This is a genomic window from Nitrosospira sp. Nl5, assembly GCF_900102495.1.
In the GTDB taxonomy this organism is placed as follows: Bacteria; Pseudomonadota; Gammaproteobacteria; order Burkholderiales; family Nitrosomonadaceae; genus Nitrosospira.
On record NZ_FMVQ01000015.1, the window covers coordinates 22470 to 47073 of the forward strand.

Genomic DNA, 24604 nt, shown 5'->3' on the forward strand with positions numbered 1-24604 from the left:
ATGGCTTTGATTCGGCCCGCATTAACGGCTTCACTGGGCGGTAGTGTGCGGGAGCATCGTTTACCTTTGATTTGCAATGCATATATAAAACGGGCTGCGATGATTTCCGCATCCTCGGGCGTGTTCCCGCCCTGGGCAATAGCTTATCGCCGCTTCGTTTTCCCTCTTCAAGAAGTTGCAGGCTTAAAGGAAAACCACGTTGCCTTTGTGTTACGGAGCAACTGTCCACGGTTCAAAATTGAAACAACCGTCCCTCCGTGATAATCTCTGGCTCAAATTACTCCGCTTATCGAGACTAAATTCGCTTTAACCTTATGAAACTAAAAAAATCAGGCGTTCAATGTCTCTTTTCCGACAACTCTGGTTAGCCGTTATACTGGTTACCCTAACAAGTTTTATAGGCAGCTTTGCCGTGAGCATGCACAGCACGCGCAGCTATCTTGAACAGCAGCTTCATCGAAAAAATATCGATAGCGCGAATTTTCTCGCCCTCACCATCTCTCAACTAAGCAAGGATCCCGTTACGATCGCGCTACAAATCGCAGCACTCTTCGATAGCGGCCAATACGAGTCAATCTCGATTACCTCTCCGGATGGCAAGGTTATTGCTGAACGCATGCAAGACCGGATAGACACCACGATTCCAGAATGGTTTATTGATTTCTTCCCCATCAGCGCCGAAGCAGGACGCGCCCAAATATCGGATAGCTGGATGCAATTTGGCGTTATTAAAGTAGTCAGCCACACCCATCTCGCCTATCAGGCGCTTTGGGAACAAACCGAAAACCTGATACTCTGGTTTTTGGTGACGGGTACCTTCGGCGGACTCATCGGCGTGCTGATACTTTATCGCATTAAGCGACCCTTGGCTGCGATGGTAGACCAGGCTGACGCCATAACGGAACGACGCTTCCTCACTATTTCCGAGCCTCGCGTACCGGAATTGCGCAGTATCGCGCGCGCAACGAACGATCTGGTCAGACGCCTGCATAACAGGTTTTTCGAGGAAACGTCTCGCCTGGAGGCTTTGCATAAGCAACTCAATTACAACGCCGTGACCGGCCTGGCTAACCGTAAATATTTCATGAGCCGCGCGAATACGTTACTGCATGAAGAGGATGCTGCTTTGGGCGGTGTTCTACTTATCATACGTCTCAACGATCTGGCAAAACTCAATCGGAAATTTGATCGTACCGTGACGAACAACCTCCTTGGCCAGGTGGGAACACTCATCGACAAAATTGCCAGCGAAGCGCCGGACCGTCTCTCTGCCCGTCTGAATGGCTCGGATTTTGCGCTCATCATTCCTGACATGAACGACGCCGGTCATTTCGCAAAACAACTGACCATGGAACTCACCGCCCTGTTACCGCAAACCGACGGCGAGATTACAGATTTCTGCCATATTGGCGCCATCCATTACCAGCGTGGGGATAAACTGGATACGCTTCTCGCCAACGCCGACGCTGCGCTGGCGACCGCGAGCAAACTTGGAACCAATGCGTGGCATGCCGCTGCCATGCAATCCGATTCTCGTATCGATACCAGTGGCCGCGGCTGGGGTCAGAATTTTACCGATGCAATTAGCGAAAACCGGCTCAAACTGGTACTTTTCCCTGTGGTTGGCGCCACTGGCACTCCACTCCACCAGGAAGCCGTTATCCGGCTTCAAGTCCAGCGTGACGGGGATTGGCTCGCTGCGGGCGATTTCATGGCCACCACTACCCGCCTCAACCTCACCGGTTCCCTTGACCTTGGCGTCTTCCGTCTCGCCATCGAAATGATGCACTCCCAATCAGGCGAGCTCGCCGTTAACCTTTCGGCTGAAACCATGGCCGATCAGGATTACCGCGAAAAACTCGCACAATTGCTGCGCCAGCACCCGGATTTATGCCGCCGCCTTTGGATTGAAGTGCCTGAATACGGCGCGTTTAACAAATTTGAGACCTTTCGCGATTTTTGCCATACTTTCAAGGAACTTGGTTGCCGCTTGGGACTGGAACACTTCGGCCACCACTTCGGCGAAATCCAGAAACTGACCGATCTCGGCCTCGACTACCTGAAAGTGGACGCAAGTTTCGTATACGGTATCGACCAGAAAAAGGGGCAGCAAAAATTCCTCAAGGGGTTGTGCGGCCTGGCTCACAGCGTTGGCATCATCGTCATTGCCATCGGCGTGCAAACCGAAACCGAGCAGAAAACATTGATAAGGCTGGGCTTTGATGGCGTAACGGGACCTGGGGTGAAGTAATTCATTCCCCTGCTTACCCCTGACTTATAGACATTAACGCCCGTAGTCAACCTCGGATTCAGATCGCAGCTTTGCGGTAACTCAGCCTCCTCTTGCAATTCCGAGATGTTGCATCTATAACTTCCTAGGTCCCTTATTTTCAAATAATTACACAAGGATGGATCATGGCTTCCTCCCATACATGGAATTTCTTCCGCGCAGGCGGTTTCGATCAAGTGCAAATTGATAATGGCGCGGATCTGCTGGCTCTAAAGGAGCTTGATCAAAAATTATGGGTGGCGCTGAGTTGTCCGACACGCGGTATCGAGTTCGACAATAAGACGCTCGATTTAATTGATCGCGATGCGGATGCGCATGTGCATGCGAATGAAGTACTGGCAGCCATCGCTTGGGCAGGGGGTTTGCTTAGAAATGCGGATTTATTGGTCAAGGGATCGGACTCTGTGGCGTTGGCGGATATCGATGACAACAACGAAGAAGGACGAAAGATACTTGTTTCAGCGCAATACATATTGAAAAGCCTGGGTAAAGCCGATGCGGCGGAGATTTCTCTGGCGGATATGGCTGACATCGAAAAATTCGTTGCAGGTCTCGATTTCAATGGCGACGGCGTAATTCACCCAGGACAAATTACAAATGTGGACTTGCGTGCCACTGTTGAAGATATTATCAAGTATTGTGGCTCCGTATCGGATATGAGTGGGAAGACCGGCATCAATCAGGAAATCAGCAACACTTTTTTTACAGAAGTTGTTGCCTACTCGGGCTGGCAAGCCAAAGGTGATGGGGACGCGGATATTCAGTTCCTTGGAGAGAAGACGCAAGCGGCCGCTAACGCCTTCCACGCTATCAGAGACAAAGTCAGCGACTATTTCACGCGCTGTCAATTAGCGGCATACGATGCGCGTGCAGCGGTGCCATTAAGCCGTTGCGCCGAGGATTACCAGCATATCGCGGCGCAAATGCTGTCGGGGCAGAATGCCGATATAGCGAATTTTCCGCTGGCGACAGTGGAGCCAAACAAGCCTCTGCCACTGGTCTCCGGCATTAATCCCGCTTGGCAGAAGCAAGTCGATGCTCTGCGTGAACACGCTGTTTTGCCGCTATTCGGCAAAAAGGAAAATCTGCTCGCGTCGGAATGGACAGCGCTTTGCGTCAAGTTTGCGGCATTTGATACGTGGCAAGCCACTAAACCAGCCTGCTGTGCCGAGCAGCTTGGCAAAGCGCGCCTGCGCGAAATCCTTGCCGCCAATCATAAGGCAGCAATCGATAACCTGATCAGCCAGGATAAGGCAGTGGAAACCGAGGTCAAGGCGATCCGCTCGGTGGAAAGGCTCTTGCGCTATAGCCGTGATTTATTCACCCTGGTCAATAATTTCGTATCGTTCCGTAGCTTCTACACCGGAAGGGATAAAGCGATATTCCAATTGGGTACGCTATACCTGGATGGACGTAGTTGCGATCTGTGTATCAAGGTCGAGAATATCGGCAAACATGCCGAGTTCGCCAACACGAGTGGCTTATATCTGGCGTATTGTGATTGCGTGCGTAGTGGCGGCACGGAAAAAATGAGTATTGCCGCTGCATTTACCGCGGGAGATTCGGACTTTCTCATGGTGGGCCGAAACGGGATTTTCTATGATAGAAAAGGTCAGGACTGGGATGCCACTATCGTACGCATCCTCGATCATCCGATCAGCATCCGCCAGGCTTTCTGGTCGCCATACAAAAAACTGATTAAATTCGTTAATGAGCAGTTGCAGAAACTGGCCGCATCGAAAGCCGCCGCGGCGAATGAAAAGTGGATCAAGGCAGTGTCGGAGGGCAGCCAGACCGTCGTGGCCGGAACTCCCCCTCCCCCCAAGGCACCTTTCGATGTGGGCAAATTTGCCGGCATTTTTGCGGCGATAGGTTTGGCCGTCGGCGCCATCGGCGGCATCCTTGCTTCACTTGTTGCCGGGTTATTGGGGTTAAAACTCTGGCAGATACCTTTAGCGATAATCGGTCTGATGTTGCTGATTTCCGGCCCGGCCATGATCGTGGCCTGGTTCAAACTGAAGGAGCGCAACCTCGGTCCGGTATTGGATGCAAATGGCTGGGCAATCAATGCGCGAGCGCGTATCAATATTTCGTTTGGCACGTCGCTGACCAAGCTCGCATACTTGCCGCAAGGTTCGCATCGCTCGCTGGCTGATCCCTTTGCGGATAAGAAAACAGTGTGGCCATATTATGTGCTGATCGGGGGTATCCTCGTTGCCTTGATAGGCCTATGGTACATAGGTTTTTTTGAAGTTCCTCCCCCCAATAGCGGGACTTGAGGAAAACTAGCATCACGGTCCGACTTGCAATAAATTTTCTACCTTTTATCGGAGAATAGCTAGTGAATATCGATGAACTCAAGTCAGTAGCAAGAGCCATCGTTGCGAAACAGAAAGGTATTCTTGCGGCGGATGAAAGTAACCCAACGATCAAGAAACGCTTTGATTCGATCAAACTAGAGTCAACTGAAGAAAACCGCCGGCGATACCGCGAATTGTTGTTCACCACCGATGGTATCGAACGCTATATCAGCGGCGTCATCCTCTTCGACGAAACATTGCGCCAGAGCTCCCGGGATGGCACGCCCTTCGCCAAGTTACTAGCGGGCCGGGGAATAATCCCTGGCATCAAGGTCGACAAAGGCGCGAAGACACTGGCACTGTACCCTGCGGACAAGGTCACCGAGGGCCTGGACGGGTTGCGCGGACGGCTTGCGGAGTACAAACAGCTGGGCGCGAAATTTGCGAAGTGGCGGGCGGTTATCCAAATTGACGAGCATGACGTGCCTGCTGCATACGCTTTGCGCGCGAATGCGCATGCACTCGCACGTTACGCGGCGCTCTGCCAGGAAGCGGATATTGTGCCGATCGTGGAGCCGGAAGTACTCATGGACGGCATTCATGGTATCGATCGCTGCGAAGCGGTCACGTCGCAAATGCTTGGGAATTTATTCACGGAGCTTAACGCTCACCGCGTGGTATTCGAGGGTATTTTGCTCAAACCGAATATGGTAATCGCGGGCATGAAATGCACGACTCAGGCGAGTGTGCAACAAATTGCCGAGGGGTCGATTCGCTGTTTAAGCCGCTATGTCCCCGCGGCGGTTCCGGGGATTGTGTTCCTGTCCGGAGGCCAAAGTCCAGAAGACGCGACCAATCACCTGAATGCCATGAATGCGATGGGGCCCCATCCCTGGGAGCTCAGTTTTTCCTATGGACGTGCGCTGCAGGCACCGGTTCTTGCTGCCTGGGAGGGCAGGGAAAACAATATAACCGCGGCGCAGCGGGCGTTCTTCAAGCGATGCCGATTAAACAGCTTGGCGCGCGAGGGTAAATATAACCGGGGAATGGAAGCGGATTAATGGATTGCCTCTCTTATGCATGTAAACCGGCCTATCTCGACTGCTCTTTCTGTTTCAAATGGATGTAGGCTCGCCGGGCAGCCTCGCCCGCTTCTTCCGCATTTCCCTGTTTCGCTGCGCTGATCGCTTTTGCCATTTCTTCAAAAGTTGCTTCATCGTGCTCCGCCTTTTGTTTTTCCCCGTATATCGGCACAATAGGATGAGCATAAGGATGCTCCTTGTTTTGTTCGATGAGCTGCTTCCTCGCCTCTTCGGTATGATGAGCCACTTCTTTTGCGTTACCTTTTCGGCCGCTTTCTATCGCTTTCTTCAAATGTTGCTCAGCCAGCTTCTCATGATCTTCCTGGGCGTAACCAATTCCAGAATTTCCGCCGAAACCAATCAAACCCGCCAGTAGGGCGTAAGCAACAGCTTTCATTGAGTTCTTGCAATGCATGCCTGTTCCCCGTCATATCCCGCTACCACTCCGGAACTTCCGCCCGCATCTGCTAAAGGGTTCCAGCACAAAACGCAGCCATTCCACCTCATCCGGATGCCTGATTCAGGGTTAATGCTTCTGCTTCTGGTATAGCCCGATCAGCTCGGAATAGGCAACGACATGGCCTTCCATCGCTTTCTCCAGCATTGCCTTGGTGGGCTGTTTCAGATCAGGCAGGACAGTGTCCAGCGCATAGAGCTTATGAAAATAGCGATGGCTGCCCACGGGCGGGCAGGGTCCACCGTAGCCGGTACGCTGCCAATCATTCAGCCCCTCCAGCGTTCCTGCTGGAAGCTCTGCTGCTGCAGCGCCCTCGGTCAGGCCGCCGATACCGGGTGGGATATTGTACAAAACCCAGTGCACCCAGGTTCTTTCAGGTGCCGCGGGATCAGGCGCGTCTGGATCGTCAATGATTAAAACCAGGCTCTTCGCGCCTTCTGGCACCTCCGTCCAGAAGAGTTCAGGTGAAATATCATGCCCCTCGCAAGTATGGCGAGAGGGAATTATCCCGTTATGGGGAAAAGATGACGATGTAATATTCATGGACATAATTGTTTTCTCCTTATTATCCTTATCGCTCAAGAGTGAGCCTGCTTGAACTGCCCCAGCCGTCATGCAGTTCAGGGTGATTCCGAACAGGACCCCGATCCTTATCCATCGTTTGCAATGCGCACTGATTTCCAATTATCACGCTACCGGGATGATACGCCCCTTCTCCCCCCCGGGCTTCGGCAGGTTGATGGTCAATACGCCATTCTTGTAGGTCGCTTCCGCGTTATCCGTATCCACATTGCGCGGCAATGGGATAGCACGCTGGAACACTCCATAAGCACGTTCCGTGACATGATATGTGCTATTGTCCGTCGCGCGTTCGAAGCGCTTTTCGCCTCTCAAATAAAGCATGTTGCCGTCTATCGTAATATGACAATCTTCTTTTTCCATACCGGGCAGTTCTACCCGGACCACGATCGCCTTATCCGTTTCTTCCATCTCCCCCGCCAGCAGACTCCAGCTTGGAAAAACAGGGAACGTGCTAAGCGCTCCGCCTTTCCGCACGTTCTCCTCACCCTCCTTATTGCGAGTAAAGTGCGTTAGCGCGTCGCTACTGTGGTGAACCAGTTCATGCCAGCCTTCTGAAATACTCTCCCAGGTACGGCTAAGACCGCGGCCAATATTTCTTTTGGCATGCTTCAAGGAATCCAGCATATGATCATGCTCCTTTTTCGGTATGATAAAATCGATAACGCTTACATAAGATTCCCGGGCTGCTAACGACGGAGCGTGGTTTCCTTTTGCCGCTGATACCTTATCAGCTTGGCAATTGCGAGCAATTCTTCGGAGAGCAATTCCAGCAAGTCATCAAGTGCAAGAATTCCCACCAGCACGCCATTTTCATCCACGATTGGCAATCGCCGTACCGCTTTGCCGCGCATGTATTGAATCGTCTCGAATACACCGGTACTTTCTTTCACCGTGACCAATTCCTGCACCATGATATCGCCTACTGTGATAACCGCCTGATCGAGCCCGGTAGCCATGATTTCCACGACCAAGTCGCGGTCGGTCACAATCCCGACCGGGAACCGGGCGCCATCGCGCTCTTCGACGACCAGAACATCCCCGACGTGATGCTCGCGCATCAGTTTGGCCGCATCCAAAATGGTCGCCTCACGTTGCAGAATAATCACATCCCGGTTACAAATTTCACCGACAGGCATGGTGCTCCTCCATATGGGTTTGATATTGGCAAATACATTTTACCGGTGCCAGTTTTAATGAAGGCACTTAAAGTAAAAATGAAGCCCGGGAAAATCCAGGCACTCCGGGCCCACCCTGTCATGTTGTTAGCGCGTCCAGTGCACGCGTAACAGATACTCCTGCGGGTTATAATGAAATTCCAGATCGCCTTGATAGGCGTTGTGTACCGCTTCGCCGATGCCTCGCGCAAGGTGGATGTCGGTGGTTGTTATCAGCGTCGCACCATCTTTTTCTTCGATTTCCATGATGCGATTTAGCGGATGCTCGGGCCGTTCGCGTTCTTCCACATTGCGGGCAATATGGATGATTTCCTCGCGATGAGCCAGAAAGAACGGCCCCTCCAAGGTTAGAAAACCAGCGGGGTAATGGTCCTGCGTGCGGTGACAGGCTGGGCAAAGATCTTGATGTGCGCCAGCGGGAGTCTCCAGCCACTGCCAGCGTCCCTCATGAAATACCGCCTTGCATTGCGGGCAGACCGTAGGCTCCAACGGCTTGCGCCGTGCCCGATAGGCATCATGCACGCGCTCCTGGAAGAGATTGTCATAGCGGGAAATCTGGCGGAAGCCGGCGGGCGTGCTTTGTGTACCCATGGCAAAACTCCTACTTATGAATAATGCATATTTCCGCCCGGCGCAATTTAACTTCCCCTTTGGCGGCCGTCGCCGCCGTCCGAACGGCTGTGCCGGCATTGCCCATTCTTTCTATAAAAAGGACGGGCAACTTACGCTGGTCCGCCTCAATGCGCCGTAACGCTGGACGGGCTATTTCACTTCGATTCGCTTTGAGGTTTTTCCTTCTTTCTTCGGCAGTGTCAGTTCCAGCGTACCGTTTTCATACTTGGCCTCGGCTTTGGTTTCATCCACGTCGCTGCCCAGGCTGAAGCTCCGGTAAGTCGATCCCTGATGGCATTCGCGGCAGATGACTCTCTCCCCTTCCTTCTCCTCTTTTTCCTGCTTGGTCTCAGCGCTGATGGAAACCCGGTTGCCATCTATCTGCACTTTGACATCCTCTTTCTTTACCCCTGGAATTTCGGCGCGCACGGTATAAGCCGTATCGCTTTCGGACAGATCCATCTTGATCGTGGGAGCATTTTCCATTTCCATGGAGAATGGGCGCATCCCAAAATTTTTGAACCAGTCCTCAACGTTATAAAACGGATCGAGGCGGGCGATATCACCGAAAAGAGGGGAACGGCGAACAATATTATTTGACATGATGTTTCTCCTTAAACAAGAAAAATTTCTCTAACCATTACACCGATAACGTGTCACCTTGATCCCGCAGTTGCAAGCTCAGCGGTCAAGTTCTCCTTCTCCATACGGCCCGCTAGCGCCATCTGCTCCTGGCGTAGCATCTATTTCCACGTTTGCTTCCGGCTGGTCTTGCACCTGATCAAAACCGCTTAAACCGCGCCGTTCAGTTCGGTAATAGGTGGCCGTGGAAATCATCTGATAACCATTTCTCCGTTCCCTGACAACTTCCTGCTCGGCCTGCTGAGGTATCTTCTCCCCATTGGCCGGCTCGGCAGCATCTTTTTTGGTCGGTGCATTCTGGCCCTTACTTCTTCCAGTATCAGGTTTGCTTGACAAAATATGCCCTTTAAAACAGGAGTTGATAGAACCATGCATTTGCCATGCACAGCGTTGCCGAGAACTCAAAGGCCGATTTTTCACATTTCACAAAAATGCTTCTGTTCGCTTGCGAACATTAAATTATATTTTGGCAAAATATTTAATGCCCTCAATGTTCAATACTTGTCTTTGCAGATTCCCGGACAATCCGCGCCACCGCTTTTGGGATCGCAATCGTCAGCGGGGTTATCCACACAAGTTTTGCCGTAAGGACATTGAATCCCTGCAATTCCGCCACATGCTTGAGACTCGGATTTCCCGCATTCCCCATCATGCTCGATGGACACTCCTGCGGCTGCCGCAGTGCATGCGTTTCCGTAAGTTTTGCCATCGCAACCACAAACAGGCCGGAATTCCCGGGTGCAAATAGTGGGCCTGGTCTTGCATGTGCCTTGGGCGTCGGGCATCTTGCATTGACCAATAGCGAAATCACAATACTGCTTCTCGTCAGGACAGGCTGTTCCCGCGATTCCTCCGCAGGTTAACGGCCCAATGACGTCAATCGGCTTGCATTGTTCGGTGAGCTCCACATTGAGAAAGGTGCCCGCCTTGGGACGAATGGAACGCAACTGGTTGACGAAAGCGTTAAACTGCTTCGGCGTCGAACTAAACCCCGCTTCCGCGCAGGCATTCAAACCGCCCTCGATCGGCATCGCGCCGCCCACTATATGGCGAAAAACAGCAAATGTATCGACGGTATCATTGCTAATCGCTTTCCCGATCAGCTTACGGACTGACCGCAACGCCGCGTTATCCAGCGCTCCCCCGGTACTGCCAAGGGTAATATTCACGGCGCGGTTTGCGGGTTCCGCGCCGTCTTGCGCAAGGGCGGGCGGGATGTTGAGCAGGACTGCTCCGATCAGACAGGCATAACCCAATTTCTTCATTTTTTCCTCCATTGATAGTTAGCAGATACTGGCAAGGCAGATCAAGCGCATGGGGAGGCATCAAGGGTTCGGAATGCGGAGATAGCCATTTCAAAGTCGTGGATATACCTACACTCCTTTTTGTAGCAAAGAAAAAGGGAAAGTAAAGTTGGATTAGCCTCGCTGCTTGTTCCTGACCCGCCGCCCTGTTAAATGGGCGGGAACAGGGCTTACAACGCCCGCCCAGCGGCAACCGTGGAAGGATTGACGGCCGATGCGGGAGGTTTCGGGGCAACGCCCGTTATCGGAGAGAGGAGAGCTTCGAGTCCTTTTGGATATTACGCCCGTCGCCGGCGGCCCACGACACCCATTGAGCTCAAATCCACTTCGGGCCATCCACTGGGTGAACCCGTTGGAGATTGGACGCTAAAGCGCCAGCCACGAGTCTGTGACCATCGCGTGGATACCTTGGTGGCACAACATTTCTCCGGAGCGATGTTTCCGTCAGGGCAGACCCGAATACCGGACACTGCTTGATCCACATGGGGCAGGCGCGACTCGATCGTAGCTATCAACGAGGAAACGGTTCGACTGGAGCAGCAGCAGGATCAGATTTAGTTTACCCTTGACACAAGGCCGGCTAATGGGTGTCCCTATTTCGCGTCGCCGTGTCTGCGGCGGTGCTAACAGCCAAAATGAAAAAGGCCGGTTAGCGCAGCTAATCCGGCCTTGCCCCGTATTCCGAGGAAATACGAATATTATTGCAGCGTGACGCTATCCCCGTGAGATCCGCTTACGGCGCTAAGCGTTTTCGTGCCGGAGGCGGCATGGGTGTTTTGTTCGAGGTTCGCGGCCATTTGCCGATGGGCGGCGGCTTCTTTTATGTCGGCATTCACGACCTGCTCGTACTTGCGGACCAACGCGCTGGTATGCGATTGCAGATCCTGGGCCTGCCTGCCATAGAGATAGGCTTTGTCCTCATACTGCTCCAGCAATTCTTTTTGTTCCTGTACTTTTACCTGCAGCTGCTTGGCTTCTTCTTCAAGAGACTTCGCCACCGCGATGTGGTCGCTGGCGGTTACGGCCTTCTGCGCTGCCGCAAGAATAGCAGGATCTTCGGTGGCCATCACGGATGAGCTTACCGAGGCCAGGAAGCCCACCATCGATAACGCCGCGATAAGTTTTCCGAATTCTGTTTTCATGGTAGTTCCTAAATGGAATGAAAGTGACTCCATACTAACTCAGTCAATAGTATGAGTATATTGGGGAAACACTGGTTTTATACTCAGGGAAACTCTTAGAAATCTCCGAACAGGAGTGGTCGAGCGGCCCCACCTTCCACCGCCTGCTACAAGCCCGACGGATAGGTTTCGTCCATTTCCCCCCGCCTTTGATTAACGAACGACGGCAACGGCATCACAGCTTCTGTTTCATCGATATGGATCATGAAATCAAATTGTCGCGGCAGGGATGTATGGAAATAGTGGCTCATGCGCTCCGTTTCAGGGCGATAGATGACGCCGATAGCCCGCTGCAGCCTTTCGTCTCTGAGCATGCCCGTCGCGTCGGTTTTCCCTCGCAGGTCAAGAAGGAAATTCCGCTTTCCGAGCTGCGAGAAAATTTTTTCGTAACTACCGTCTAATGGTTCGCGAATTGTCTTGGTTTCCGCGGGCGCGTCCCAGTCTGACGCCGCCGTCACGGTGCCGCGGCTGGTTGAAAATCCAATACGCAGCCCTCTGTCCACATATTTTACACTGACCAGCTGGCCGATATTGATCTCACCGCGGCGCCCCATATCGGTTGCCGCCGCGTCGCCCACATGTGAATTATGTGCCCAGACCACGATCCGGGCCTCCCGCCCGCGCCACCCGCTCAGGTGCGCAGCAAGTTTCTCCAGCGTTTCAAACATATGCCCGTCTCTCAAGTTCCACGTATTGGGCCGCCCTCTGAACATGGCGCGGTAATATTCCTCGGCATTTTTTACCAGCTCGGCATTCTGCTGCGCCGAGAAATATTCATTCCCCGCAAAAGCACCGTCCCTTTCTAGATAGAGACGTGCTTTCTGTTGCAATTGCATAAGCTGGGTGAGGACCTCCTGCTCGCAGGAATCCCATATACCGGAGGCAATGGCATAACCATATGCCTGTGGATCGTTGATGAACTGGCCGAAACAGGAATAGCGCGCCCGTGCGGCCTCTGCTTCTTTCGGATCGATCTTGTCCAGATACGCGAGAACTGCCGCCATTGAGGTTGTCATGCTGTACAAATCCAGGCCGTAGAAACCAACGTTTTCCGCGGCGTCTATATGCATCTTTTGGGCCTCTTGACCTCTGTGTCCATTGTTCCTTTTGTTGTAATCGCGGAGCCAGGCGACAAAAGCCAAAACCTCGGTATTGCGCCACATCCAGGTGGGGAATCGTTGAAAATCCGACAGGGCCGAGTCGGCATCCATATCCTCAGAGCGGCCGGATACAAAGCGATTGACCCTGTAAGCGTCGGGCCAGTCGGCCTCCACCGCGATGGCGTCAAATCCCTCTTCCGCGATAAGGTGCTTGGTAAGCTCAGCGCGAATACGGTAAAACTCCGCTGTTCCATGGGTGGCCTCGCCGATCAAGACGAAGGTTTTTCCCTTGACGTTCCTTGAAGCATTTTCCCGCACTGCCTGCATTATTACGGCGTAATCATTGTCGGAGCCCATCATAGGCTGCGCCTGCCTTTCCAGCGCATCAATTAACTTGTGATCGGAATTGATATCAGGCATATCGATTACCCTCACTTACGGTTGAGGAAGGAAATCAGCGGCAAATTCCGGTGTCTATCGGGCAAAGCGCAATACTCCAAACGACAGTATTCCCTTTGGGTTTTCACTTAACGTCACTTGCATGAAGAAACCTTCAAATCCGCACCTTACAATCCACAATCTGCTTGCCAGCTTCTTCAGGCCGCATTTGTTTACAGGCGTATTTACTCGATGCTTCGCCCTGAGTTCGCGGCGGCGTTATTCAAAAGAGTCAGCACGTCTTCATCCGAAGTCTGGGAAAAATCGCTATACCATTGCCCCACGCCATAAAAAGGCTCCGGTTTGTACAGGCACACGAGTTCATCGGCCTCTTTCTCGATTTTCCTGCAGGTGGAGGCAGCCCCTACCGGTACCGCCGCAACGATCCGCGTGGCGCCCGCCTGACGGAGAGAGGCAATCGCAACGCGCATCGTCGCGCCCGTGGCAAGACCGTCATCGACAATAATGATTGTTTTCCCTTCGATATCCGGCGGCGGTTTGCCACGGCGATAAAGCTCGTTGCGTCTTTCCAGCTCCGCCTGTTCCCTGGATACCACCGTATCAATAACAGTTTGATCAATATCCAGAAGATCAATGATCTCCTGGTTGAGAACGCGGATGTTCTTCGCAGCCAGCGCGCCCAGGGCCAATTCCTCCTGTCCTGGCACACCAAGCTTGCGAACAAGCCATAGGTCCATCGGCGCAAGCAGGATTTTTGCGACTTCATAGGCGACCGGCACGCCTCCGCGCGGTAGAGCCAGAATGAAAATATCACTTCTGCCGGTGTAGGCCGATAATGCTTCGGCAAGCATTCTTCCAGCTTCTTCCCTGTTTGCGAAACGATGAAAAGTGCTCGCCATCGATTATCCTTACATTCTCGGAAGTTGGACGGGGTGGGGTGTGCGGTTATGGGCGTGCAGCAAGGCACAATGACGCGGAATACGGCCGTGGAGCAAGAAGTCTATGTGGATCATGGCGCTAAGCTAAAGGATGAGCGATCAACTACCAGGGTAAGATTTAATTCCGGTTATTTCAAATTGCCTTGAAACCATTCCGCGGCCAGCAAAGCTGCTGCCTCCAGCGTGCCGGGCTCTTCAAACAAATGCGTTGCATTCGGCACGATCTCCAATTTTGATGGGGCGTGAACCAGCCGCGCGAGTGCCCATTTATTGAGTTCAAGAACCTCGGGGTCGTTCTCTCCGACGATAAGAAGCACAGGCACCGTGACTTCTGATAGATAATCCCCAGCCAGATCGGGCCGGCCGCCTCGTGAAACAACCGCCATGATATTTTCCGGACGGCGGGCTGCTGCAATCAATGCGGCCCCAGCTCCCGTACTGGCGCCGAACCAGCCAATTTTTAAATGTTTCGCCTGAGATTCATTTTGTAACCAAGCCGCGATATCAACCAGCCTGTTCGCCAGCATCGGTATATCGAAGCGCAAATGCCGGGTACGCAAATCAATGGCTTCCTCTTCCTCCGTCAGGAGGTCGGCAAGCAGTGTTGCGAATCCACAGCCATTCAATGTTTCCGCGACATAACGGTTTCGGGTGCTGTGCCGCCCGCTACCGCTGCCATGGGCGAATGCAATAACGGCCTGTGCGCCCTCCGGTATCGCGAGATCCGCGTTCAGCGACACGTCGCCCGCTGGAATGCGAACAGGCTTCCTTTCAAGAGCATGGTCATCTGACGAACCGATTGGCATGGCCGTGTCCCTCGCAATCATCATTTCATTTATAGAGCCAGGCCGGGAAAGGCTAAAGCGCTCACTTTCAACCGATACCGATAGCTGAAATTATTTCTCTTATCCGCCTTTTTATTCCGATACGAGTACCGGGCCGCAAGGATGATTCCTTCAAACCGCCTCATCCCCGACCCCATCATTAACTTTATTTTGTGGAAAGCCTGGTACGTTTTCCGTGCGCTTCCGAACATAGCTGGCGGTGGTTTTCTACCATAAGAATGGTGGTCGAGCCTGTAGCGAAATTATTGCTAATGCATGGAAAAACACGGAAATTGTTATCGGCAGAGGCTATGATATGCAACAGCGATGCGTTTACTGTTTATTTAATGGGGAAAGGAGAAAATACGAATGAAAACGATCTATCGAATTTATCCGGCGGTGGGAATCGCGCGCATAGGAAACAGCGAGACCGGCTATATCCTTGGCTCCGAGTCTGCGGGAATGATTCCTGAAGGACCATACCGTGACAACTCCTCGCCCGGAAAAATAAAGCCGCAAGCAGTTCGATTCCGGATTTATAAGTTTATTCGCGATGAATTCGGCAAAGAGACGTTCGACAGCGAGATTGTGCTGGATGAGAAGACTAAAATCACGTGGAGCGTGCATCTCGTCAATAGTAAAGCAGCAGGAGGGAATTTCCCGCCCGGGGGACTATCTGCTTCCCCCCGAAACGCCGAGTACGATAGGGCGGGATTGGTCGTGGACGCTTCGTTGCAATCAATATCCGGAAAGAACCAGATTATTGGTCCCCTGGTAGGGGAAATCAACTTCATAAAGAACGGCAATGTTGAAGGCAGTGCAAAGGTTACGCTTGGACGGATCCTGACCGACGAAGAGGGACGTCTGATTGTCGTCGGCGGCCCAGGTAAGTCTGGCTCTCCTATTGACCGCGGTCTCGACAATTTTGCCAACAATGATGGCTGGTATGATGGGGTTGCCGACGGTCCGGTCACTGCCGTCGTAGAGGTCGAGGGTGAAGCGCCTGGCAATGCGGAGGGGGGCGCATGGGTCGTAGTCGCTCCGCCATCGTATGCTCCTGGCATTGAAAACGTAACCACCTGGTATGACCAGGCTCTGAATGTTGCCGTAAGAAATTTCTCCCCGCATCTTATAAAAGATGTGCCATCATTCACACGCGATATCTACCCTATCCTGAAGCGTGTCGTCATGATTCATTGGGTGACCGAGCAGAGAAACCGCCATCATGGCGCCGCCGGCAATTTTTTGAATCCCGCCCGGCTGAGCAAGCTGGCAGACAAGACAGAGAGTGGAAGATCCGCACGTGAAACGGTTCTGAAGTGGTTGACGAAGCCCAATACATATGTCGACCCTAATACTCCCCCGCCTCAACTTCCACCCGCTATGCCAAAAGTGAATAGCGGCGTGGACCCTGACAATCCCGAACGAGGCGAGTACACCGCGTTAACCGAGTATCAGTACACAATGATGGAAAAATGGTCGCGGGGCGACTTCGAAGCCGACTGGATCGGCGAGCCGGCACCCATCCCGTTCGATGATTTGCCGCCGGGCCAAAGGCCCGATGCCCTGACTCGAGCGTCATTGGAAGGTTGCATCGGCGCGCCCTTTTTTCCCGGCATCGAGGTGACATATGTCATCGCGCAGGCTGCAACCTACGAAGCACCGTTTCGGATTAAACATACCCTTCCACCCGGTTTCTTGACCGAGCGCATGGCACTGCCCTGGCAGGCCGACTTTCTGGCTTGCGGCGAACTGTGGTGGCCGGCTCAGCGTCCTGTCGATGTCGTTACCGCCTCTGGGGAGATTCAGTCCTTTTCGCGAGGCATACAGGACTACGGTGATATGGTTCGATGGTGGACAGAGCTTGGCTTTGTCGTGAAGAAAGGGGAGAAATTCGTTGAGGATGAACGAAACTCCATAGACGGCCAATCTTGAAGATTTGCGGAAGCGCCGGATATGCTGTGTACTGGTATGAAAATCAGCTTTGTGGCTGCTTGAAAACGGAAGGATCGAGCTGGTATCTTTGAAGCAGTTTGTAGAATTCGGTTCGGTTGCGTTTGGCCAAGCGCGCGGCCTGTGTCACGTTGCCTCCCGTGATTTTCAGCACGCGAACCAGGTAATCTCTTTCGAAACTCTTGCGCGCATCCTCGAAAGAAACAAGTTGCTCCTCTTCCTTGTGCATCGCGTCGTACACCAATGCCGGCGAAATCAGGGGGGCCGTGCTCAAGGCCACGCATTGCTCGACAACATTCATGAGTTGCCTCACGTTGCCTGGCCATGAAGCGCTTACCATCATTTCCATGGCTTCGGGAGAGAATCCGTTAATGTTTTTGTTGTACTTCGCAGAAAATAAATTAAGAAAATAATTCGTCAGCAGGGGAATATCCTCACGCCGCTGCGATAAGACCGGTATTGTTAACGCCACGACGTCCAGCCGGTAATAAAGGTCCTCACGAAAGGTACCGGTAGCGATTTCAGCCTTGAGATCACGATGCGTTGCGGAAATAATACGGACGTTCACCGGAATCGACTGTGTCGATCCAACTGGACGCGCTTGCCTTTCCTGGAGAACGCGCAATAATTTGACTTGGAGCAAAAGCGGCATATCGCCGATTTCATCGAGAAACAGCGTTCCTCCCTCCGCCAATTGCAGCAAGCCCTTGTGATCCCGGACAGCGCCCGTGAAGGCTCCTTTGATGTGTCCGAACAACTCGGATTCCAGTAATTGTTCCGGGATCGCCGCGCAATTGATCGCAACAAATGGATGGTGACGACGTTTGGATGCCTCATGTATGGCATGAGCAAACAACTCCTTGCCAACACCGCTTTCGCCGTAAATCAATACGCTTGCATCCCCTTCCGCTACCAGCCTGGCCTTGGTAAGAAGGTCCTCCATTACGGCACTTTGCGTGATAATGCCTTTGCGCCAGGACGCTTGTGATATCTCATTCTGGCCCGCCCCCGCAGGGACAAACCTGAGAGCCTGGCTAATGTTGGCCAGCAGCGTCTTGCTATCAAAAGGCTTGGCCAGATAGCCGAATACGCCTCGCTGAACAGCCGCAACCGCGTCCGGGATGGTGCCATGCGCTGTCAGAATTATCACTGGCAACGTCGGCAGCGTGCGGTGAATATGCTCGAATAACGCCATGCCATCCATGCCGCTCATCTGCATATCGCTGATCACCAATTGGGGACGCGATACATCCAGGTAATTAAGCGCCGCCTCGGCGCTTTGTACAGTATCCGCCTTGTAGCCGGCAGCGGTAAGGCGAATCATAAGTAATTCAAGCAGATCCGTATCGTCGTCGACAATGAGTATTTTTGGGCTGGAGTCAGGCATTTTTTTAGGGTCTAGAGTTCTCTAAGAATAAGATTTTTTTCCATGCTTTTAATGGCTTCAATCTGATTCTGCAGGGTCTCCACGCGCTTTTGCTCCTCTTTCAATTTTTGTGATAACTCATCAGTAGTTTGGTTTAGCCGTTGTTGCTCCGTAAGCAGGGCCGCTAACAGGTTTCTGAAACTTTGCAAACCCGTGGTGGGCTTCGCATCGCGCGGCCACTCGTTAAGCAGATAAAGTGCCGAAGTGATGTCGCGGAAAGAGGTATTGGGCAAGATAAGAAGCAATACCAGCCGTGCCCTGTTTGCATCGCTCTTGTTCTGTACGAAATTCTGTTTTACCTTGTCGTACACACGGCCGAGTTCTGCTGCCGGCTGCTTTCGCAAGGCGTCGTAATATTGCATTATATCTTCCATTTGTCCGGTCAAGATCAAATCGGCGGGCAGTACGGATGGTGATGGTGCCACAGGCGTCTGAACTTCGGGAACGGTTGAGCAGGCAGTCAGCAACGCGAGCATCGCCACAGCCAGAATCCGCAATATCTCACGCCCGTAGATCATGAGGATCCCTCAGGATCACGAATGGGTATGGTAACGCGGAAATGGGCGCCATTACCGGTGTGCTGCACAAGCTCCATATTACCGCCGTGCGCGAGCGCGTACTCACGGGCAATGGATAACCCCAGACCAGTTCCCCTGACGTGGCTGTCGAGTACGCGCCGTCCCTGATAAAAGGGCTCGAATACTTTTTCACGATCCGCCTCATCAACGCCGGAGCCGGCATCCAGAATATCGAGCTGAACTATTTCACCTACCTTGCTCGTCCCGATGCTGATGCAACCACCCGCGGGAGAAAATTTCACCGCATTCGATAACAGATTATCCACAATAATTTTTATTTTTTGTTCGTCGCAATCAATTATCAGTTCGGGACAAGATAGCTCAATTCTCAGGCCTTTGCTCATGATCATCAGATTCTGATCCTGTAACACGGCATCCAGAATTTTCGCCAAGTTCGCCTGATGTTTTACCAAGGCGGCTTTCTCAGTCTGAAGAGCGCTGTAACTTAACAGATCTTCGATGCGCCGCTGCAATTGTACGCTGTTGCTATGCAGGATATTTGCGATACGCTGTTGCTCCGCGGTCAATTCTCCCGTTACGCCTTCCGCGAGCAAATCCGCACCTTCGCGCATTGCGGTAAGAGGCGTCTTGAGCTCATGAGAAACGTGTTGCAGAAACCGGGTTTTCTGCTCTTCCAGTTTCAGCAGGCGGCGGCGCATCCAGTCCAACCGTTCGCCGAGATAGATCAAATCCTGGGGGCCGTCGACGCGTATTGCTTTGGATAGCTCTCCCTGCCCCATATTGCGAATGGCCTCATCAATCTGACGAATGGGACGCGCAATCCGCACAGAAAAAACGAATGCAAGCAGAATTGCAAACGGAATCAGGGCGAGTAATTGCCATCCGACGGTAGAACGGGCATACCCGGCCATATCCTGCATTTCACCCACTTCACGCTCAATCAACGCATAACCAACCGCAGAAAAGGTTCGCGCTGAATCGCGCAACGGAACGAAATTACCAATCACATCGCGCAGATCTTCCGGGGATTGCTGTATAGCGGAGACCTTACCGAAAATAGAAGATTCCAGAGACAGCAGTTGCTCCAGCAATTTTTTCTGTTCAGTGTGTGAGGAAAGTTCGAAGAGGCTTGCTGCGGTACTCTCGAATTTTTGATGCGCCCGAAAATAATTTTCGAGGAGGGACGTATCCCCAAGGATATGCGTTTGCCGCACAGCACGCTCCATCGTCGCAATCTCATCAGTCAGCAGCCTGCTGCCATGCGCAATCTGGGCCGCCTGATAGACCGCTCTACGGCTCTGATCCGCCAACCGGTCAATGGAGAAAGCGCTGTTGATTAGCGCAACGATAAGCGGCAAGCCCACAAGTGCGAACCCGAGCAGAATCAATTTCAGAAAGGATTTAGGCTTGCGCTGAAACCGTGACCAAGACGCGGCGCCAACTCCACTTTCCTGCCTTGCGGCCTCCCCGCGAGCAATCATCCTTATCCTTTGATTATGGCCGGTACTCGAATTGATATATGGTAACGATACAAATCAGCGGATACGACAGTCCCCCATAAAACTGCATTTGTCCATTAGCACCTGTCCTAACGTTCAAGGGCCCATTCAGGTTCAGGAGCGTTCAAAAAATCGGGGAACTGTTTAATGTATGTAAACTGCCAGGCCGATGCATATCACCCTGCCTGAATTGTGCAACCGCGTTTTCTTAATTTCCACTTCTCTCATCCTTTTGCTGGGAGTGAGCGCCGTCCCGAATGTTCGCATTGGCTGGCGAGATATATGGCTTGCAATAATGCTTGGATGGAAATTCGTTGTTGCGGCGCGAATTCACAATAACATCGCCACCGTTTTTTACACACTCCCTCATCGAATTATTCAGGCTTGCGTAATGCTTGCTGGGCTCTGTATTCTTTGAAACCGGCGCCACGTTCTCCCTGATTTTTAAACACGTTTCCGCCTCATCCGGAGCCGGAGGAATATTTTCCGTGGGTGGTAGCGCGCATAACTTGCAAGGATTTCCCGGACACAGGCATCCGCTACATTCCGCCTGTGCGGCGATTGCGGGCAGGCTTAACAGCAACGCAAGAAAAAGCGGAGCGATCAGACGTAAGACACTGATTGGATGCGCACTCATAACCACTTCCTTTTTTAGTTTACTGCGGATGACACTATTAATCCGGCAGAACGGATAATACAACGTCATACCAAGGCAGTCATATCCATTGGCCGCCAAGTACGCCATTATTGATTTGGACCGGATTCCGGTCAAGTCCGAATGGCGAAATCCATAATATTTTCTCGCTGGATCAATAGCAGATCTTCCACAGACTCATGCCATTTTTCACATCTCACATAGCCAGCGGAAAGCTGAATCCACCTCATCCGCAAGCAATCCGTCGGATTTGATTTTTCGCAGTCCGGCAGGTGCTATAACAGCTTCATTACATTCTCCGGCGGCCGGCACAATACGGCCTCGTCACCGCGCACGACAATCGGCCGTTGAATCAGGTCCGGATTGTTCACCATAATCTTTAGCAATTCTTCATCCGATAGCTGCTGCTCGGCAAGTTTGAGACTGCGCGCCATGGGTTCATCGTTACGCAGCACATCGCGTATTGGCAAACCCAGCTTCTCAATCAGCTCACGCAACTGCTCGACGGTCAAAGGCATGTCGTAATAATTGACGGAATCGAACTCTTGCCCGCTATCTTTAAGAAGGGCGAGCGTAGCCCTGCATTTGCTGCACGTCGGCTTTTGATAAACGATAATTTTTTTACTCATGACTTTTCTCCTATCGATACCCCCGGGTCCTGGTCAAGCCATACATAATTGATAAGAACAGCTTGTCCTTAGCCTTATTCCTTGGCAGTCGAATTTCTCAATACATGGCGCGTCATGCTGAGCGCCAGTTCGTGCTCGCCCACAAACACCATGCCCCCGCTCTCTTTTCTTAGCAGATCTGCCTCTTCTTCATTATGCGTACGCACAATAATCTCGATCGGGGGATTAAGCATGCGCGCGGTTTCAATCATCCGGCGAGCGCGTAGCGTATCGGGGACCGCGATAACCAGCATAGTGGCCCGCGCGATATGCGCCTGTATCAGCACAGCCGGTTCGGCGGCATCTCCCGCTACGGCATGAATTCCCCGCTTGCGCAATCCCTCCACCATCTCGCGGTTCTGTTCGGCCACAACCAGCGCCATCCCCTGCCGGCTCAGAGCTTCGCCAATGAGGCGGCCGACACGGCCATAGCCGACAAGCACGACGTGGCTCGTCACATAACTTGACGCGACCGTCATTGGCAGTTCCGCGAGTGGATCGTCGGTGCGCTCTAGGATGCGAGCAAGATTGGAGCGGGAGCGTATCCAGGCCTGCACTGGTTCGATCACCTGAAACACCAGGGGATTGAGCGTAATCGAGATGAACGCTCCCGCCAGTATAAGGCTCTGGGCTTCGACCGGCAGAAGTCCGAGAGAAACACCAAGCGCTGCAAGGATGAACGAGAACTCGCCGATTTGCGCCAGACTTGCGGACACGGTCAGTGCCGTATTGAGAGGATAGCGAAAAGCCAGTACCAGAAGAAACGCAGCCAGCGATTTGCCAACGATAATAATCGCTATGGTGGAGAGAACCCGGAGCGGCTGGTCTATCAGGACGTTGGGGTCGAACAGCATCCCTACCGAGACAAAGAACAAAACCGAAAAAGCGTCCCGGAGGGGCAAGGATTCCTGGGCAGCCCGATGGCTCAAATCGGACTCTCTCATCACCATGCCGGCAAAAAACGCGCCGAGGGCAAAGGACACGCCGAAGAGCATTGCGGAACCATAGGCAATACCTATCGCCACCGCGATCACGCTCAAAATGAAGAGTTCGTTCGAATTGGTGCTGGCAACGTGCCAAAGCAGCCAGGGAAAAACGCGTTTCCCGACAATCAGCATCAGCGCAATGAAAAACGCAACCTTGCCAAACGTAAGCAGGAGTGGTATTAGCAGATCCGGGTTGGATGCCCCCTCCACAGCGCTGCCCAAATCGCCTCCAAGCCATCCCGAGAGCGGGGGCAGCAGAACGAGAACCAGAACCATCGCCAGGTCCTCGACTATCAGCCAGCCCACCGCAATTGAACCGTTAACGGACTTGAGTACGCCGCGCTGCTCCAGCGCCCGCAGGAGCACGACAGTGCTTGCCGTGGAAAGCGCGACGCCAAACACGATGCTCGCACCCAGACTCCAACCCCAGGCAATAGCCACTGCGGCGCCCAGAGCCGTCGCCACTGCAATCTGCACGATCGCGCCGGGCAAGGCGATTCGCCGGACCGCCAGCAGATCGTTCAGTGAGAAGTGCAACCCGACGCCGAACATCAGCAGTATGACGCCAATTTCCGCCAGTTGACTCGACAGCTCCATGTCCGCCACGAAGCCCGGCGTATTGGCGCCAAGTATAACGCCGGCAACCAGATAGCCAACCAGCACCGGCAATTTCAGCCGATTGGCGATAAGCCCCATAAGCAGGGCAAGACCGAAACTGACGGCAATGGTGGTGATCAGGGTAACACTGTGGGGCATGTGTTTTGCCGCTTAAACAACGTTTAGAGGGTTAATCGATGCGCAGCCGACAGGTCCATCGTGGATTGCGCAATACCCGTGTGCAGGATGGGTGGAGCGAAGCGCAACCCATCAAAACCACTGCGCGATTGCAGTTTGGCGAGGTGTGGGAATAACCAAATGATGGGTTCCGTTTTACTCCACCCATCCTACAAAGCCATATAGAGGCATTTATTGAAATTGAGTTTTCGCAGGTATTTTTTAGTTCCACTATAACGCAAGCGCTTCTCCCCGCCGTGCTCAGATCCCCCGCCCGTAACCGCGCACACGCCAGCCAAGCACCCCCAATCCGGCAAGCATCAGAGCCCAGGTTTCAGCCTCTGGCACGGGAGAAACCTCCCAGCCAATGTCTCTCATCGCAGCGTAATCAAGTTCCGTAAAATGCTTACGCTGGCCGGCAGCGATAGTGGGATCCATTGCGGCTTCCTGCCCGGAATAGCTGAGCCCGCTTACCCAGTGTCCCTCTTTGGTGAGTGATGGGTTGGAGCCAAGCAGGGCGTTAACGGCAGATCCGGTGAATAAGCCCCCTGAGCTCAAATTATTAAAAGAATCGGCGCTACCAAAGCCAAGCACATGGGCAAGCTCATGCACGGCCACTGAATAAAAATCGAACCCGGAAAAGGATTCGTCTGTATCGGTATCCGGATCGAAATACCAATTGGACGAAGCGCTATTAAAGGAGAGCGACCCGCCCCACCGGCCAAAATCCGTCTCTACGGGTAAAAGAACGCCAGGCTGTCCGCGGCCCGCAGCATTATCGAGGAAATCGGCGGATCCGCTTCCCGTAAATCCGCCCGGGCCACCCGTTGCCAACGTTCTTCCCAGGTTGCGGGCCCCCGCAAAAACCACGATCTGATCAGCGTCCACACTGTAAGCAGGGATACTGAAAAGGCTACCGTTATCCGGCCGAAAGAAGTTCGCATCGAATCTATTCGATCCGGAGGAAGTGATTGCAGTCAGGCTGTCCTGAAAACGGGTTTCGAACACGGAGGCAGCCGCGTCCAATATATTCTGGCGTGAACTATTTGCCCCCGTAAAAAAATTCGAACTATCGTAGCGATAATCAAAACGGATATCGACACTAGCCGCCGCTGGCTGGCCGGCGGCGAGCAACGGAGCGAGCAATGCGCCCAAAAGGCGGGGATATGTGAATTTCATTTTCTCAACTCCTTTCCTGGCTCAGGATGAATAGCCGGG

Annotated in this window: 25 protein-coding genes; 6 read left to right on the plus strand and 19 right to left on the minus strand. The window is 52.9% G+C overall.

The window, feature by feature from the left end:
• Positions 1-418 precede the first annotated feature (418 nt).
• The 3 genes from BLP45_RS12500 (at position 419) to BLP45_RS12510 (ending at position 5651) form a co-directional block, all read left to right on the plus strand.
• Positions 419-2251: a bifunctional diguanylate cyclase/phosphodiesterase gene (locus BLP45_RS12500; protein ID WP_256327825.1), complete on the plus strand. Its 1833-nt coding sequence runs from the start codon at positions 419-421 to the stop codon at positions 2249-2251.
• Between the two features lie 164 nt (positions 2252-2415).
• On the plus strand, positions 2416-4569 hold the full coding sequence (locus BLP45_RS12505) for a hypothetical protein (RefSeq protein ID WP_090372825.1): 2154 nt from the start codon (positions 2416-2418) through the stop codon (positions 4567-4569).
• Between the two features lie 62 nt (positions 4570-4631).
• A complete protein-coding gene (locus BLP45_RS12510; protein ID WP_090372826.1) occupies positions 4632-5651 on the plus strand; it encodes a class I fructose-bisphosphate aldolase in 1020 nt (339 codons plus the stop codon).
• Positions 5652-5682: 31 nt separating this feature from the next.
• Here BLP45_RS12510 and smbP read toward each other — a convergent pair whose 3' ends face one another.
• The 5 genes from smbP to BLP45_RS12535 form a co-directional block, all read right to left on the minus strand.
• Positions 5683-6069, minus strand: coding sequence for a small metal-binding protein SmbP (smbP, locus tag BLP45_RS12515; protein WP_176754746.1), 387 nt, complete (start codon positions 6067-6069; stop codon positions 5683-5685).
• A gap of 129 nt (positions 6070-6198) precedes the next feature.
• Positions 6199-6678 carry a YbhB/YbcL family Raf kinase inhibitor-like protein gene (locus BLP45_RS12520; RefSeq protein WP_090372871.1) on the minus strand — a complete coding sequence of 160 codons (480 nt, stop codon included), beginning with the start codon at positions 6676-6678 and terminating at the stop codon, positions 6199-6201.
• 138 nt (positions 6679-6816) lie between these two features.
• Positions 6817-7335, minus strand: coding sequence for an Hsp20/alpha crystallin family protein (locus tag BLP45_RS12525; protein ID WP_090372828.1), 519 nt, complete (start codon positions 7333-7335; stop codon positions 6817-6819).
• Between the two features lie 62 nt (positions 7336-7397).
• A complete protein-coding gene (locus BLP45_RS12530) occupies positions 7398-7847 on the minus strand; it encodes a CBS domain-containing protein (protein WP_090372829.1) in 450 nt (149 codons plus the stop codon).
• 126 nt (positions 7848-7973) lie between these two features.
• Positions 7974-8477: a BCAM0308 family protein gene (locus tag BLP45_RS12535; protein WP_090372830.1), complete on the minus strand. Its 504-nt coding sequence runs from the start codon at positions 8475-8477 to the stop codon at positions 7974-7976.
• On the opposite strand from BLP45_RS12535, the gene BLP45_RS14655 reads away from it, so the two are divergent.
• Entirely contained in the window at positions 8476-8637 is a 162-nt protein-coding gene (locus BLP45_RS14655) for a hypothetical protein (RefSeq protein WP_176754747.1), read from the plus strand. The two genes, BLP45_RS12535 and BLP45_RS14655, sit on opposite strands and share 2 nt — an antisense overlap.
• A gap of 11 nt (positions 8638-8648) precedes the next feature.
• Here the strand turns inward: BLP45_RS14655 and BLP45_RS12540 are convergent, their stop codons facing one another.
• The 3 genes from BLP45_RS12540 to BLP45_RS12550 form a co-directional block, all read right to left on the minus strand.
• Positions 8649-9101 (minus strand): Hsp20/alpha crystallin family protein, encoded by a 453-nt coding sequence (locus BLP45_RS12540; RefSeq protein WP_090372831.1) that lies wholly within the window; start codon positions 9099-9101, stop codon positions 8649-8651.
• Between the two features lie 78 nt (positions 9102-9179).
• On the minus strand, positions 9180-9476 hold the full coding sequence (locus BLP45_RS12545) for a hypothetical protein (protein WP_143002442.1): 297 nt from the start codon (positions 9474-9476) through the stop codon (positions 9180-9182).
• Between the two features lie 158 nt (positions 9477-9634).
• Positions 9635-10405, minus strand: coding sequence for a Kazal-type serine protease inhibitor family protein (locus BLP45_RS12550; RefSeq protein WP_090372833.1), 771 nt, complete (start codon positions 10403-10405; stop codon positions 9635-9637).
• 192 nt (positions 10406-10597) lie between these two features.
• Between BLP45_RS12550 and BLP45_RS14450 the strand changes: the two genes are divergently transcribed.
• Positions 10598-10921, plus strand: coding sequence for a hypothetical protein (locus tag BLP45_RS14450; RefSeq protein ID WP_143002443.1), 324 nt, complete (start codon positions 10598-10600; stop codon positions 10919-10921).
• 221 nt (positions 10922-11142) lie between these two features.
• On the opposite strand, the gene BLP45_RS12555 is transcribed toward BLP45_RS14450, so the two are convergent.
• The 4 genes from BLP45_RS12555 to BLP45_RS12570 all read right to left on the minus strand — a co-directional run bounded on the left by BLP45_RS12555 (position 11143) and on the right by BLP45_RS12570 (position 14868).
• Positions 11143-11586: a hypothetical protein gene (locus BLP45_RS12555; RefSeq protein ID WP_090372834.1), complete on the minus strand. Its 444-nt coding sequence runs from the start codon at positions 11584-11586 to the stop codon at positions 11143-11145.
• Between the two features lie 146 nt (positions 11587-11732).
• On the minus strand, positions 11733-13145 hold the full coding sequence (locus BLP45_RS12560; protein WP_090372872.1) for an erythromycin esterase family protein: 1413 nt from the start codon (positions 13143-13145) through the stop codon (positions 11733-11735).
• A gap of 203 nt (positions 13146-13348) precedes the next feature.
• Positions 13349-14023: a phosphoribosyltransferase gene (locus BLP45_RS12565; RefSeq protein ID WP_090372835.1), complete on the minus strand. Its 675-nt coding sequence runs from the start codon at positions 14021-14023 to the stop codon at positions 13349-13351.
• 167 nt (positions 14024-14190) lie between these two features.
• A complete protein-coding gene (locus BLP45_RS12570; RefSeq protein ID WP_090372873.1) occupies positions 14191-14868 on the minus strand; it encodes a dienelactone hydrolase family protein in 678 nt (225 codons plus the stop codon).
• A gap of 387 nt (positions 14869-15255) precedes the next feature.
• Here BLP45_RS12570 and BLP45_RS12580 point away from each other — a divergent pair, with 387 nt between their 5' ends.
• Positions 15256-16821 carry a LodA/GoxA family CTQ-dependent oxidase gene (locus tag BLP45_RS12580; protein WP_090372837.1) on the plus strand — a complete coding sequence of 522 codons (1566 nt, stop codon included), beginning with the start codon at positions 15256-15258 and terminating at the stop codon, positions 16819-16821.
• A 43-nt stretch (positions 16822-16864) separates the two neighbouring features.
• Here BLP45_RS12580 and BLP45_RS12585 read toward each other — a convergent pair whose 3' ends face one another.
• The 7 genes from BLP45_RS12585 to BLP45_RS12615 form a co-directional block, all read right to left on the minus strand.
• Positions 16865-18226 carry a sigma 54-interacting transcriptional regulator gene (locus tag BLP45_RS12585; protein ID WP_090372838.1) on the minus strand — a complete coding sequence of 454 codons (1362 nt, stop codon included), beginning with the start codon at positions 18224-18226 and terminating at the stop codon, positions 16865-16867.
• An 11-nt stretch (positions 18227-18237) separates the two neighbouring features.
• Entirely contained in the window at positions 18238-18783 is a 546-nt protein-coding gene (locus BLP45_RS12590) for a dihydrolipoamide acyltransferase (protein ID WP_090372839.1), read from the minus strand.
• A complete protein-coding gene (locus tag BLP45_RS12595) occupies positions 18780-20285 on the minus strand; it encodes a sensor histidine kinase (RefSeq protein WP_090372840.1) in 1506 nt (501 codons plus the stop codon). Before BLP45_RS12595 ends, BLP45_RS12590 begins: the two co-directional genes overlap by 4 nt.
• A 226-nt stretch (positions 20286-20511) precedes the next feature.
• Positions 20512-20940 (minus strand): hypothetical protein, encoded by a 429-nt coding sequence (locus tag BLP45_RS12600; protein WP_176754748.1) that lies wholly within the window; start codon positions 20938-20940, stop codon positions 20512-20514.
• Between the two features lie 293 nt (positions 20941-21233).
• Positions 21234-21587, minus strand: a complete 354-nt coding sequence (gene arsC / locus BLP45_RS12605) for an arsenate reductase (glutaredoxin) (RefSeq protein WP_090372841.1) — start codon at positions 21585-21587, stop codon at positions 21234-21236.
• Positions 21588-21661: 74 nt separating this feature from the next.
• Positions 21662-23368 (minus strand): cation:proton antiporter domain-containing protein, encoded by a 1707-nt coding sequence (gene ybaL / locus BLP45_RS12610; RefSeq protein ID WP_090372842.1) that lies wholly within the window; start codon positions 23366-23368, stop codon positions 21662-21664.
• A gap of 279 nt (positions 23369-23647) precedes the next feature.
• A complete protein-coding gene (locus BLP45_RS12615) occupies positions 23648-24565 on the minus strand; it encodes a PEP-CTERM sorting domain-containing protein (protein ID WP_090372843.1) in 918 nt (305 codons plus the stop codon).
• Between the last annotated feature and the right edge of the window lie 39 nt (positions 24566-24604).